Raw genomic sequence first — 12,629 nt, 5'->3', positions numbered from 1 at the left:
CGGGTGGAGCAGCACATTTCCCCGGCCGTGTGGATTACGGTGGGGACATGCTGATCGTGACGACTGATGGCCTCCCGGGGTACGAGATCCGCAGCGTGCTCGGTGAGGCGCTGGGGGTGGCGGTCCAGACCGATCAGGGCCGTGCCGGGACGGGAGGAGGCACCTCCAGCAGCACGTTCCGGGTGACCGGCGAGCAGCCGGTCAACGGGCTGGCCGCCGCCCGCCGCCAGGCCGTGGAGCGGCTCGGCGAGGAGGCGCGCCGCAAGGGCGCCAACGCCGTGGTGGGGATGTGCTTCGACACCGCCGCGCTCGCCGGGGGCGGCCACGAGGTCTGCGCGTACGGCACCGCGGTGTGGGCGGAGGCCGCGCCCGCGCAGGCCGCGCAGCCGGCGCAGCCCGGTCATTCGGCGGCGATCCCCAAGCAGCAGCCGCAGCACGTGCCGCCGTACGGCGAGCACCAGCCGAGCGGCCCCCCGATGGCGGCGCGCAACCTCACCATCGGTTTGAGCGACCACCCCAGGTGATCAGGCGCGGCCCGGGCCGTCCCCGGCTTCGGGCGGCGCGCTAGGTCTGGGCGGCGCGTTCGGCGCGGATCCTGGCGACCACGTCGCCGGCCGCCGTCTTGATCGACTCCAGCTCCTGAAGGTACGACCAGTAGTCCGGGTGCGGGCCTGTCAGCCTGCGTGGAGCCCGGTCCAGCCGTTCCACCAGCTCGTCCAGGGCCCGCGCGTGGTGCGGGGCGGCGCCGCCCGGCTGGGCCATGGCGAGCTTCTGCGCGTCCCGGACGGCGAACCGGGCGGCCTCGGCGGGCTTGCCGGGGTCGGCCGCGGCCGCGTCCAGGTCGGCCACCCGGCCGGTGACCTGGTGCGCCCTGCGCTCGGCGGCGTTCAGCTCGGTACGGGCGGCCGTCAGGGCACGCTGGGCCTGCTTCCACTCGTTGCGCGCGACGTGCCCGGACGCCTCGTTCAGCCGCTCCCGGGCGCGCTCCACGCCGTCCTTCACGGCCTCGGGCGCGCCCTTGAGGTCCTGCCAGCAGGCCAGCGAGTAATTGCGCAGCAGCAGCTTCATCGCCTGCCTGACGGACTCGACCCGTCCCGCGACCATCTCCGAGCGGGTCCGGACGGAGGCCAGTGAGTGGCGCACCTTCTCACCCAGCCGGGGCAGCTCCTCGGCCGCCTCACGGGCGCTCTCGGCGGCGCGGCGCACCTCGTCGGCCTTGTCCATCGCGCCGGCGAGCCCGAGCCCGCCCAGCCCCTGGGAGCCGAGCTGGGAGAGCGCCTCCTTGGCGCGCGCCAGCTCGGCCTCCGGGTCGGCGGCGTCCATGCCGGCCGCGCGGGCGGCGGCGATCGCGGCGTCGGCGGCGGCGACGGCGTCCCTGGCGGCGGTGAGCCGGGGCGGCAACTGGTCGAGGGCCGCCTCCAGCCGGCTCATCTGCGGGGCCAGCCGCTCGGCGAACCGGTTCAGATCCGTGGTGATCTTCTTCAGCCGGTCGGTGACGGCGAGGAAGGCCCGCCGGGCGGAGTCGTACTCGGCCGGGCCCCGGTCGCGGTCGTCGTCGAGGTCGTTGGCGTCCAGGACGGAGATATAGGCCATGGCCGCGGCGTCGGCGTTGTCGCTGAGCGCGGTGAACTCGTTACGCACGGGCGCGGCGGCGCGGGCGTCCAGGTCGGCGAACACCGTGACCCGGCCCTGGAGGTACTTCTGGGCCTGGTCCATGTCGTAGAAGGCAGTGGCCGCGTCCTCGCGGGCCTGCACCGCCGCTGCGGCGGCCTGTTCCCCCCGGCCCCGGCGCCGCTGGTCGCCCCGTCCTGGTCGCAACGTGCCTCCCTTCCCTTCGCCTCCAGTCTCCCGCAGGACGCCCGAAGTGTTCACCTACCGGGCGAGATCGGTCCAGCCGGGATCGCTCCGAACGGGCCGGTCGCGGGCGCCTCGTCCCGGCGGAAACGTCCCCGCCGCCCGCCCGCGTCCCGCCGACAGGGTGGCGCCGGGCTCCGCCGAGCGCGGAATTCGGGCCTCCGCCGGGGCGGCAGGGAACGGATAGCATCGCTTCTACGTCGGGTATAGCGGGGCCGCGAAGGCGTCATCACACCTTGTATCGATCTTGGAGGCACAGTGGGTGTCAGTCTCAGCAAGGGCGGCAACGTCTCGCTCACCAAGCAAGCTCCCGGCCTGACCGCCGTGACCGTCGGGCTCGGCTGGGACCTGCGCACCACCACCGGTGCCGACTTCGACCTGGACGCCTCCGCGCTGGTGCTGGACGGCTCCGGGAAGATCGTGTCCGACCAGCACTTCGTGTTCTTCAACAACCTGCGCACCCCCGACGGCGGCGTCGAGCACACCGGCGACAACACCACCGGCGCGGGCGAGGGCGACGACGAGCGGATCAGCGTCAACTTCGCCGCCCTGCCGGACGTCGCCCAGCGGGTGGCCTTCGCGGTGTCGATCTACGAGGCGGACTCGCGCGGGCAGAACTTCGGCCAGGTCCGCAACGCCTTCATCCGCGTGGTCAACCAGGCGGACAACACCGAGATGGCCCGGTACGACCTGACCGAGGACGCCTCGACCGAGACCGCGATGGTGTTCGGCGAGCTGTACCGCAACGGCGCGGAGTGGAAGTTCCGCGCGGTCGGCCAGGGCTACGCCTCCGGCCTGGCCGGCATCGCCACCGACTTCGGCGTCAACATCTGACCGGTTCCCCCGGCCTCGCGGCCCCCTCCCCGGCTTCCGCGCAGGCCACCCCGTAGCGACAGGGAGATTCCGATCATGGGAGTATCGCTCGCCAAAGGCGGCAACGTCTCGCTCACCAAGGCCGTCCCCGACCTCACCGCCGTCTCCGTCGGCCTGGGCTGGGACGTGCGGGCCACCACGGGTGCCGACTTCGACCTGGACGCCTCGGCCCTGCTGCTGGGCGGCGACGGCAAGGTACTCTCGGATCAGCACTTCGTCTTCTTCAACAACCTCAAGAGCCCGGACGGGTCGGTCGAGCACACCGGCGACAACCTGACCGGCGAGGGCGAGGGCGACGACGAGTCGATCAACGTGGATCTGCGGGCCGTCCCGGCCGAGTGCGAGCGGATCGTCTTCCCCGTGTCGATCTACGACGCCGACGCGCGCGGACAGAGCTTCGGCCAGGTGCGCAACGCCTTCATCCGCATCGTCAACAGGACCGACGGCACCGAGCTGGCCAGGTTCGACCTCACCGAGGACGCCTCCACCGAGACCGCCATGGTGTTCGGCGAACTGTACCGGCGCGGTGGCGAGTGGAAGTTCCGCGCGGTCGGCCAGGGCTACGCCTCCGGCCTGGCCGGCATCGCCACCGACTTCGGCGTCAACGTCGCCTGATCCCGCCTTTCCATTCCTAACAGAGACGTACGCATGATTCTTCGCACCTTCGGCTGGTCCTTCGGGGTCACCGCAATCGGCCTGCTGGCCGCGCTGCTCTACGGCGGGCCCGCGGGCCTGCTGCTGGTCGCGGTGCTGGCCATCCTCGAGATCTCGCTCTCCTTCGACAACGCCGTGGTCAACGCCAAGGTGCTGGACCGGATGAGCGCGTTCTGGCAGCGGATCTTCCTGACCGTCGGCATCGCCATCGCGGTGTTCGGGATGCGGCTGGTCTTCCCGCTGCTGATCGTGGTCATCACCGCGGGGCTCGGCCCGATCGAGGCGTTCGACCTCGCGCTGAACGATCCCGACCGCTACCACCACGCGATGGAGACGGCGTACCCGACCATCGCCGCGTTCGGCGGGATGTTCCTGATGATGCTGTTCCTGAACTTCGTGTTCGACGACCACGAGCACAAGTGGCTGGCCTGGCTGGAGCGTCCTTTGGCCCGCATCGGCAAGCTGGACCAGCTTCCGGTGGTCGTGGCGGGCGGCACGCTGGCGCTGATCGCCGGGGTGTGGGCGGACGACCCGGGCGAGGTGATGATCGCCGGCGTGCTCGGCATGGTCACCTACATCCTGGTGAACGGGCTGGGCGAGCTGTTCTCCGAGGCGGGCGGCGTCGAGGAGGACCCGGAGGAGCCCGGGGAGCCCGGGGACGCCGTGGCGGTCAAGCCCGCGAACGGCGGGCCGAGCAGGCTGGCCATGGCCACCGGCAAGGCCGGCTTCTTCCTGTTCCTGTACCTGGAGGTGCTGGACGCCTCGTTCTCCTTCGACGGGGTCATCGGCGCGTTCGCGATCAGCACCGACCCGATCGTCATCGCGCTGGGCCTGGGCATCGGCGCCATGTACATCCGGTCGCTGACGGTCTTCCTCGTCCGCAAGGGAACCCTGCACGAGTACGTCTACCTGGAGCACGGCGCGCACTGGGCGATCGGCGCCCTGGCCGTCTGCATGCTGATCGGCATCGCGTCGCACGTGCCCGAGTGGATCACCGGCGGGCTCGGCGCGGGCCTGATCATCGCGGCGTTCATCAGCTCGGTGCTCCGCAACCGCCAGGAGGGCGAGGACACGGGGGACGAGCCCGCGGGCGAGGACGAGCCGGTCCGCTCGGCGAGCAAGGTCTGAGGGGCCGCCCGCGACCGAGGAGCCGTCCGAGTACCCCGTCACAGGGGCCTGCCGACGAGCCGCCACGGGGGCGGCGCCATCGAACTCAGCAAAGGAGCCGGGGATGTCGATCTCGCTGCAAAAGGGCCAGAAGGTCTCGCTGGAGAAACCGGGCGGCGGTGGTCTGACCAGGGTGAAGATGGGGCTGGGCTGGGACGCCGTGGCCAGGAAGGGCCTGTTCGGCAGGTCCAAGGCGCAGAACATCGACCTGGACGCGTCCTGCCTGCTGTTCGACGCCAGCGGCAACCTCGCCGACTCGGTGTGGTTCCGCCAGTTGCGCAGCAAGGACGGGTCGGTGCTGCACACCGGCGACAACCTGACCGGCGAGGGCGAGGGCGACGACGAGGTGATCAACGTCGATCTGTCCGCGGTGCCGCCCAACATCAGCCAGTTGGTGTTCACCGTCAACTCCTTCACCGGCCAGGACTTCTCGCAGATCGAGAACGCCTTCTGCCGGCTGGTGGACGAGTCCACCGGCCAGGAGATCGCCCGCTACGAGCTGACCGGCTCGGGCCGGCACAACGCGCAGATCATGGCGAAGGTGTCCAGGGACGGGCAGGGCTGGTCGATGACGGCGATCGGCGCCACCGCCAACGGCCGTACCTTCCAGCACCTCCTGCCGGCGGTCTCCGCCCATCTGTGACGCCGTGAGCTGGGCTGCGGTCCGAGCGGGAGGAACCGACGTGCATGCGGCACTTTGAGCACATCGATCCCGCCCGCCGGAAGCATCTGTTCCACCGGCATCCGCGTGCCTTCGGCCGGCACGACGACCCGGAGGTGCTGGCCGTCGCGCTGGGCGCCACGCTCTACAGCCCGGCGACCCGCCCGGCGCTGGCCGAGGACGTCGTCAAGGCGGCGCGGCGCGGTGTGACCAGCATGGTGCTGTGCCTTGAGGACTCGATCGCCGACGAGGACGTGGAGGCGGCCGAGGCCAACCTGGTGGCGCAACTGGAACGGCTCCTGCCGCCGGGCGCGCCGTCGGGGGAGCCGGTGGCCGAGCCGCCGCTGCTGTTCGTGCGCGTCCGTACCCCCGAGCAGATCGGCGACCTGGCCGGGCGGCTCGGCGCGGCGGCGGGGCTGGTCAGCGGGTTCGTCATCCCCAAGTTCACCCCCGGGCCCGGTGGCGAGTTCCTGGACGCGGTCGCCGACGCCGAGGACCGCGTCGGGCACCGGTTACTGGCCATGCCGGTGATCGAGAGTGCGCAGGCGGTCTACCGGGAGTCGAGGACCGAGCTGCTGCAGGACGTGGCGCGCCTGCTGGCCAAGCACCGGGAGCGGGTGCTCGCGGTGCGGATCGGCGCGACCGACATGTCCGCGGCCTACGGGCTGCGCCGCCCGCCCGACCTGACCATCTACGACATCGGCCCGGTCGCCGGGGTGATCGCCGACGTGGTGAACATCCTGGGCCGTGCGGACGGCACGGGGTTCGTGGTGACCGGGCCGGTCTGGGAGTACTTCTCCGCCGGTGAGCGGATGTTCAAGCCGCAGCTCCGGCAGTCGCCGTTCGAGGCGCAGCGGGCCGCGCGGCTGCGGCAGCGGCTGATCACCTCCGATCTGGACGGGCTGATCCGCGAGGTGCACCTGGACAAGGCCAACGGCCTGATCGGCAAGACGGTCATCCATCCCAGCCATGTGGCGGCCGTCCACGCCCTGTCGGTGGTGACGCACGAGGAGTACTGCGACGCCTCCGACATCCTGGAGGAGACCGGTGGAGGGGCGATGGCCAGCGTCTACGCCAACAAGATGAACGAGGCCAAGCCGCACCGCGCCTGGGCCGAGCGGCTGATGCTGCGCGCCCGGGTGTTCGGGGTGGCGGCCGAGGGCGTCACGTTCGTCGAGCTGCTCGAAGCGGCGGGTGGCCGGTGAGGGTGGACGCGACGGCGCCCGCGGCTCCGGAAGAGCCTCCAGGGGAGCGCCGAGAGCGCGCGGGAACCTGGCCGGGGGAGTGGGTGGCCGCGCGTCTGGGCGTCCGCCTCCACGACCGTGAACGCCCTACGGGGGCCGGCATGGAGGACCTGGTGGGCCTCGCGGTGCGCCGCAACCCCCGGCGTGCGCATCTGCTGGTGTCGGCCGTACTGGGCAAGCACGTCCCCACCGACCCGCGCCTTGTGTACGGGGCGGGCCTGTTACTGGGCGACCTCGTCAGGCGATGTCTCGGGGCGCCACCGCGTGAGGCCGGTGCCTTGCTACGGGATGCCCTGCACGGGCGTCCGGGGGCGGCCTCGGACCTGCGTGATCGCCTGACGGAGCCACGTGAGCCCGTGGACGCGGTCGTGCTCGGCTATGCGGAGACTGCGACCGCCTTGGGGCACTCCGTGGCGGACGCTCTGGGAGGCGCCTTCTACCTGCACTCGACCCGACGTCCCGTCGATGGCTTCGATACCTATGGGGGCTTTGAGGAGGAGCACAGTCACGCCACGAGCCACCTGCTCCTCCCAGGCGACCCTGGCCTGTTCGGCAGGGATGTGCCGCTCGTTCTGGTGGACGACGAGTTGTCCACCGGGCGGACGGTGACGAACACCATCGGGGCGTTGCACGCGGTCCGTCCACGCGAGCGGTATGTGGTGGCCGCCCTGGTCGATCTGCGCGATGACGATGACAGGGCGTCCTTTGAGTCCTTCGCCGCCTCCCTGGGGGCCCGCATCGATGTCGTGGCGCTGGCCACGGGACGGGTATCGCTGCCTGACGGCATCCTTGAGGCCGGACAGACTCTGGTGGCCTCTCTGGTGGAGAGCGAGCCGTTCGCCGGGGAGGCGCGGCCCCATGCCGTGGCGCGGGCGGACCTGTCGTGGCCCGAGGGGCTTCCTGATGGGGGACGGCACGGATTCCTGCCCGAGCATCGCGAGAGGCTGGAGAAAGAGCTGCCGGGCATGGCGAGCCGGCTCGTCCCCGTCGTCGAGGGCGCGAACCGGGTGCTGGTCCTGGGCTTCGAGGAGTTGATGTACGCGCCGCTGCGCCTGGCCGAGGCTCTGGCCGACGCGCTACCGGACGGCGTGGACGTGCGCTACTCGACCACGACCCGCTCACCCGTTCTCGCTGTGGACGATCCCGGCTACGCCATCCGCATACGGCTGGTGTTCCCCGCGCACGACGACCCGGCCGATGGGCCGGGGGAACGGTACGCCTACAACGTCTCCCGTGACTTCGACGCGATCGTGTTCGTGGTCGACGACGTCGGTGACACGCCTGCCCTTGAGGACGGCCTGCTCGCGCAACTGTCACGGCTGGCGCCTGTGGTGCTGGCCACCGTCCCCTCGTACAGGCGCGCAGCGTCGGCCAGGGCGCTCTACGGACCCGCCTTCGGCAGCTACCCGGCCGAGGACGTGGCGTGGCTGCTCAAGGACCTGTCCCATGTGCGCCTTGAAGCGCCCACGGAGGAGCGCGAAGCGGCCATACAGGCGGGGCGGGCTCACTACGCCGAATCCCTGCCCATCGAGTATCAGCCCAGCCCCGCGTACCAGAAGCTCTTCCACCGGGCCCTGGACGCGTCCGCGGAAAGGCTGGCCTACGCGACCGGGGTCATCACCGAAATGATCCTGGCCGAACGCGGACGGGACGCGGTGCTGGTGTCACTGGCCCGTGCGGGTACCCCCGTCGGGATCCTGGTGCGGCGCTGGGCGCGGTTCGCGCACGGCCTCGACCTGCCGCATTACGCGATCAGCATCGTGCGGGGACGCGGCATAGACGATGTGGCTCTGGCCTACATCGCCGCCCGGCACGACCCGGCGCGGGTGATGTTCGTGGACGGCTGGACGGGCAAGGGCGCCATCGCCCGGCAGCTCACCGCCGCCCTCGGCGCGCACGCCGCCGCCACCGGACGGCGGTTTCCCGACGACCTGGCGGTGCTGGCCGATCCCGGCCGGTGCACGCCCCTGCACGGCACCAGGGACGACTTCCTCATCCCGTCCGCCTGCCTGAACTCGACGGTGTCGGGACTGGTCAGCCGTACCGTCCTGAACCGCGACCTGATCGGGCCCGGCGACTTCCACGGCGCCAAGTTCTACGCGGAGCTGGCCGAGGCCGACGTGTCCACGGTCTTCCTCGACGCGGTCTGCGCGCGCTTCCCCGACGTCGCCGGACGGGTCGCCGCGGACCTGCCGGGCCTGCTCGCCGCGGACCGGACGCCCGACTGGTCGGGCTGGGAGGCCGTCCGGGAGGTGGGCCGGGCCTACGGCATCGACGACCTCAACCTGATCAAGCCGGGGGTGGGGGAGACCACCCGCGTGCTGCTGCGCCGCGTCCCGTGGAAGGTCCTGGCCAGGGCGGACGCGGGGGCCGACCTGACGCACATCAGGCTGCTGGCCGCCGAACGGGGCGTCCCCGTGGAAGAGGTCGAACCCGACGCGATCCCGTACGCCTGCATGGGATTGATCCATCCCCGGTTCGGACAGGGGGCCGTGCAATGAGCGTTCTCGTATGCACCGACCTCGACCGCACGCTCATCTACTCCACGTCGGCCCTCGGCTTGGACGGCCGTCCCGATGCGGGCATGCCCCGTCTTCTGTGCGTGGAGCTGTATCACGCGGCGCCCCTTTCCTACATGACGGAGACGGCCGCCCGTGCTCTGGAGGCCCTCGCCAAGGTGACCACGCTCGTCCCTACGACGACGCGTACACCTGAGCAATACGCCCGCGTTCACCTGCTGGAGAAGCCCGCGCCCTACGCCATCTGCGCGAACGGCGGACGCATCCTGGTGGACGGCGTCGAAGACCTCGACTGGTCGGCCGCCGTCCAAGCGCGCGCGGCGGAGTCGGGCACGTCCTTGGACGAGGTACGCGAACAGCTCGTACGCGTGAGCGGGCCGTTCGTCCTCAAACGCCGCGAAGCCTCGGGGCTGTTCGCCTATGCCGTGGTGGACAGGAAGGCGATGCCCGCAGGTTGGGTGGAGGACCTCTCCGGCTGGTGTGCCGAACGCGGCTGGCGTACGTCCCTGCAAGGCCGCAAGGTGTACTGCCTGCCCGAGAGCCTCACCAAGGCCGCCGCGGCGGCAGAGGTGGCCCGGCGCGCCGGCACCCAACGCATGCTGGCCGCCGGGGACTCCCTCCTCGACACCGAACTCCTGGAAGCAGCGCACGCCTCCATCAGGCCCGCCCACGGCGAACTGCACGACACCGGGTGGACGTCTCCGTCCACCGCCGTCACCACCGCAAGCGGCATCGCCGCGGGAGAGGAGATCACCGCCTGGCTGCTCGACCAGTCCGTTGGCACATAGCCCGCTCACCCCGGGGAATCGCCTGGCAATCACGAAACCGTGGCGGCCGACGAAGACAAACACCGCCGGACGCAGGGTCGCCCAGGAGCACGTTCAACGGTAACAATCGGATGACCCCTGGAACCCCGCACCCATGCCGCGCCACCCGCCCCGACGAGGCGCGATGCGATCGGGAGGTCCATGACTACCCGTCTGACAGGTGACGAGACCGCGCTGTGGGAAGCCGCGGCCCGGGTGCTCGATGCCAACTGGACGGGGACCGCCACCATCCCGTCGCCCGGTCTCTACCCGCACCAGTGGAGCTGGGACTCGGCGTTCGTCTGCATGGGCCTTGCCCGGCACCGCCGCGACCGCGCCGAACGGGAACTGCTGTCCCTCTTCCGTGGCCAGTGGGCCGACGGCCTGCTTCCGCACATCGTTTTCAACCGCACCCTTGAGCGGCACGCGTACTTCCCCGGCCCCGAACTGTGGCGCAGTGACCGCCAGCCCGCCGCGCCTCGCGGCGTCCACACCTCGGGCCTCACCCAGCCGCCCCTGCACGCGCTGGCCGCATTGCGCCTGCACGAATGCGCTCACCCTTCCGAGGCCGAACGCAGCCGGGCCTTCCTGCAACGCCTCTACCCGATGCTGGTGGCGCAGCACCGCTACCTCGCCCAATCCCGGGACCTGTGCTCCAGCGGCCTGATGTCCATATGCCATCCCTGGGAATCCGGCCTCGACAACAGCCCCGCCTGGGACGACCCCCTCAGCGCCGTCCACCCGCCACCGGCCCACTACACCCGGCGATCCCAGCCCACAGGCGAGGACTACGACCGCTACGTATGGCTCGTAACCCTCCTGCGCGAGTCCGGCTACGGAACCGACTACCTGCGCGACGCCCACCCCTTCGCTGTAGAGGACCCCCTGGTCAACGCCACCTACCTCGCCTCCACCCACGCCCTGGCCGAACTCGCCCAAATCATCGGCCGTGACCCCGTACCGCACCAAGAACACGCCCAGCGCATCCACCGCGCGCTCCTCGACCGGCTATGGGACTGCGACGCCGGCTGCTTCCGCGCACGCGACATCCGCGCCGACACTCTCCTGCCCGTCGTCACGGTCACCGCCTTCGCGCCGCTCCTCGACCCGGAACTCCCAACCCTCCACGTCCGCAACCTGGTGGACCTGCTGCTGTCCGCGCGCTTCGCCGGAGCCGCCGGATACCCCGTCCCCACGTGCGACCTCCAGGCCCCCACGTTCGACCGCCACGCATACTGGCGCGGTCCCACCTGGGTCAACACCAACTGGCTCCTGTGGCTGGGCGCCCTCGGCCACGGCCTCGGCGTCATCGCCGACCTTCTCTACGGCTCCACGCTGCGCCTCGTCCGCCAGTCCGGGTTCCGCGAGTTCTTCGACCCCTTCGACGGGTCGGGCCGCGGCAGCCACGACTACAGCTGGTCCGCCGCCCTCATCCTTGACCTCCTCGGTGCCCGCCGCGCCCCGCAGGCCGCGTAACGTGAGGTCCATGCGCCTCTCCCGGCAGATACGCGACCGGCTCACCCTGGAGAAGGGCGAGCGCGCCCTGGCCACCGCACCCACCCGCGGAGGCTCCTACGTCGTCGCGACCTCCACCGCCCTGCACCTCCCGACCCCCTCCGGAACCTTCACCCGCCTGCCCTGGGAACGCATCGACCAGGCGTCCTGGAAGGACGGCTGGCTCCACGTGCACGAAACGGCGGGCGGCCCCGAGCACCACGTCCGCCTGGTCGAACCCGGCTCCGTCCCCGAGACCGTACGGGAACGCGTCACCGCCACCGTCGTGATCAGCCGCGACGCCCGGCTCCCCGGCGGGGGCACCGTACGGATCGCCGGCCGTCGCCCCGCCACCGGCGGGGACGTCCGCTGGTCCTTCGTCTTCGCCCCAGGTCTGGACCCGTCCGACCCGGGCCTGCGGGCCCAGGCCGAACAGGTCCTCCAAGACCTGCGCAGGCAGACCGGCCTTTAGGGCTTGGCCGTCTCCTGCCGGGGATCCTGGTACTCGCGCGGCATCTCCCGGTTCCGCCCTGGGATCCGCTGCCCGATCTGCTCGGGCACCCGCTCCCTGGCGGCCCCGGCGATCTCGCCGCCCTTGCTGCGCAGCGTCTCGGCGGCCTCCTGGACCTTGGGGTTCTCGCCCAGCCGCCGCGTCGCCTGCATGATCTGCTCGTACCGTTCGCGCCCGGCCTTCGTCCCCAGGACGTAGCCGACCGCCGCACCCATGATGAACGTCGTGCGGAATTTCATACCAACCCCCGGGTCAGCGGTGTAGTGCCCTCCCACATACCCAGGAACCGCCCGCCCAGTCGCCCGGCCTTTAACCGTGCGCGAACACCTCCCGGCATGCGCTAACCTAGACCCGCTGGCAGGCCACCAAGCCCGCCCCATCCCGCGTAGCTCAATCGGCAGAGCAGCCGGCTGTTAACCGGCAGGTTATTGGTTCGAGTCCAATCGCGGGAGCAGATCAACACCCCTGAAACTCCAGGTCAGGCGTCCTGAGTATCAAACCGAGTATCAGCCGGTCGAGTTGAGGTTCGCAAAGATCGCTCCATGGCCTCGGCGCCGTCCTGGATCACCGGCCGGAACTGCTGCCGGCAGACCTTCTCCGTGACCTGCGTCCCGCTGTGCCCCTGGCGGACGCAGAAAGACGCAGAGAGACAAGGCTGTGTCGCACGTCTGCGGCTTCTATTCGGCCGCCTCCAGCCCGGCCGGCTCGGCGACCATCCAGAGGCTCGGCCAGAACACCACGATGCTGCTCATGGCCGAGCCTCCGCGTCCAGTCGGGTGATGGCGCCGACCAGGCCGCGGCGACTGCCCAGCGCGTGGCCATCGCACATCGGCACCGTCTGGCCGT

12 protein-coding genes and 1 tRNA gene are annotated in these 12,629 nt (G+C 71.1%); 11 read left to right on the top strand and 2 right to left on the bottom strand.

The features are described 5' to 3' along the window. Positions 1-47: 47 nt before the first annotated feature. Complete coding sequence (locus QSK21_RS08450; RefSeq protein WP_285694813.1) at positions 48-524, top strand: YbjQ family protein; 477 nt, start codon at positions 48-50, stop codon at positions 522-524. A gap of 40 nt (positions 525-564) precedes the next feature. Here QSK21_RS08450 and QSK21_RS08445 read toward each other — a convergent pair whose 3' ends face one another. Continuing rightward, positions 565-1,818: a molecular chaperone DnaJ gene (locus QSK21_RS08445; protein WP_285694812.1), complete on the bottom strand. Its 1,254-nt coding sequence runs from the start codon at positions 1,816-1,818 to the stop codon at positions 565-567. Between the two features lie 294 nt (positions 1,819-2,112). Between QSK21_RS08445 and QSK21_RS08440 the strand changes: the two genes are divergently transcribed. The 9 genes from QSK21_RS08440 to QSK21_RS08400 all read left to right on the top strand — a co-directional run bounded on the left by QSK21_RS08440 (position 2,113) and on the right by QSK21_RS08400 (position 11,744). Beyond that, the gene (locus QSK21_RS08440) at positions 2,113-2,688 is read left to right on the top strand and encodes a TerD family protein (RefSeq protein WP_285694811.1); all 576 of its coding nucleotides are present in this window, start codon (positions 2,113-2,115) and stop codon (positions 2,686-2,688) included. Positions 2,689-2,763: 75 nt separating this feature from the next. After that, positions 2,764-3,342 (top strand): TerD family protein, encoded by a 579-nt coding sequence (locus QSK21_RS08435; protein WP_285694810.1) that lies wholly within the window; start codon positions 2,764-2,766, stop codon positions 3,340-3,342. Positions 3,343-3,375: 33 nt separating this feature from the next. Next, the gene (locus QSK21_RS08430) at positions 3,376-4,509 is read left to right on the top strand and encodes a DUF475 domain-containing protein (RefSeq protein ID WP_285694809.1); all 1,134 of its coding nucleotides are present in this window, start codon (positions 3,376-3,378) and stop codon (positions 4,507-4,509) included. A gap of 103 nt (positions 4,510-4,612) precedes the next feature. Next, positions 4,613-5,191, top strand: a complete 579-nt coding sequence (locus QSK21_RS08425; RefSeq protein WP_285694808.1) for a TerD family protein — start codon at positions 4,613-4,615, stop codon at positions 5,189-5,191. 44 nt (positions 5,192-5,235) lie between these two features. Next, positions 5,236-6,414: an HpcH/HpaI aldolase/citrate lyase family protein gene (locus QSK21_RS08420; protein WP_285694807.1), complete on the top strand. Its 1,179-nt coding sequence runs from the start codon at positions 5,236-5,238 to the stop codon at positions 6,412-6,414. Between the two features lie 83 nt (positions 6,415-6,497). Continuing rightward, positions 6,498-8,954 (top strand): phosphoribosyltransferase, encoded by a 2,457-nt coding sequence (locus tag QSK21_RS08415; RefSeq protein WP_285694806.1) that lies wholly within the window; start codon positions 6,498-6,500, stop codon positions 8,952-8,954. Further along, positions 8,951-9,760, top strand: coding sequence for an HAD family hydrolase (locus QSK21_RS08410; RefSeq protein ID WP_285694805.1), 810 nt, complete (start codon positions 8,951-8,953; stop codon positions 9,758-9,760). The genes QSK21_RS08415 and QSK21_RS08410 overlap by 4 nt, the downstream gene beginning before the upstream one ends. A 180-nt stretch (positions 9,761-9,940) precedes the next feature. Next, on the top strand, positions 9,941-11,254 hold the full coding sequence (locus QSK21_RS08405; protein ID WP_285694804.1) for an MGH1-like glycoside hydrolase domain-containing protein: 1,314 nt from the start codon (positions 9,941-9,943) through the stop codon (positions 11,252-11,254). A 10-nt stretch (positions 11,255-11,264) separates the two neighbouring features. Continuing rightward, positions 11,265-11,744: a hypothetical protein gene (locus tag QSK21_RS08400; protein WP_285694803.1), complete on the top strand. Its 480-nt coding sequence runs from the start codon at positions 11,265-11,267 to the stop codon at positions 11,742-11,744. On the opposite strand, the gene QSK21_RS08395 is transcribed toward QSK21_RS08400, so the two are convergent. Continuing rightward, positions 11,741-12,022: a YtxH domain-containing protein gene (locus QSK21_RS08395; RefSeq protein ID WP_285694802.1), complete on the bottom strand. Its 282-nt coding sequence runs from the start codon at positions 12,020-12,022 to the stop codon at positions 11,741-11,743. The genes QSK21_RS08400 and QSK21_RS08395 overlap by 4 nt on opposite strands. A gap of 140 nt (positions 12,023-12,162) precedes the next feature. Here QSK21_RS08395 and QSK21_RS08390 point away from each other — a divergent pair. After that, positions 12,163-12,235: transfer RNA gene (locus tag QSK21_RS08390), tRNA-Asn, on the top strand. Positions 12,236-12,629 lie beyond the last annotated feature (394 nt).

Source organism: Actinomadura sp. NBRC 104412 (assembly GCF_030269515.1).
Lineage (GTDB): Bacteria > Actinomycetota > Actinomycetes > Streptosporangiales > Streptosporangiaceae > Spirillospora.
This window is presented reverse-complemented; position numbering and strand designations above follow the sequence as displayed.

What these genes read in the sequence shown, in the direction of transcription:
- QSK21_RS08435 (WP_285694810.1), top strand. Translation starts at nt 2,764, where the DNA reads ATGGGAGTATCGCTCGCCAAAGGCGGCAACGTCTCGCTCACCAAGGCC.
- QSK21_RS08425 (WP_285694808.1), top strand. Translation starts at nt 4,613, where the DNA reads ATGTCGATCTCGCTGCAAAAGGGCCAGAAGGTCTCGCTGGAGAAACCG.
- QSK21_RS08450 (WP_285694813.1), top strand. Translation starts at nt 48, where the DNA reads ATGCTGATCGTGACGACTGATGGCCTCCCGGGGTACGAGATCCGCAGC.
- QSK21_RS08420 (WP_285694807.1), top strand. Translation starts at nt 5,236, where the DNA reads ATGCGGCACTTTGAGCACATCGATCCCGCCCGCCGGAAGCATCTGTTC.
- QSK21_RS08400 (WP_285694803.1), top strand. Translation starts at nt 11,265, where the DNA reads ATGCGCCTCTCCCGGCAGATACGCGACCGGCTCACCCTGGAGAAGGGC.
- QSK21_RS08395 (WP_285694802.1), bottom strand. Translation starts at nt 12,022, where the DNA reads ATGAAATTCCGCACGACGTTCATCATGGGTGCGGCGGTCGGCTACGTC.
- QSK21_RS08410 (WP_285694805.1), top strand. Translation starts at nt 8,951, where the DNA reads ATGAGCGTTCTCGTATGCACCGACCTCGACCGCACGCTCATCTACTCC.
- QSK21_RS08405 (WP_285694804.1), top strand. Translation starts at nt 9,941, where the DNA reads ATGACTACCCGTCTGACAGGTGACGAGACCGCGCTGTGGGAAGCCGCG.
- QSK21_RS08430 (WP_285694809.1), top strand. Translation starts at nt 3,376, where the DNA reads ATGATTCTTCGCACCTTCGGCTGGTCCTTCGGGGTCACCGCAATCGGC.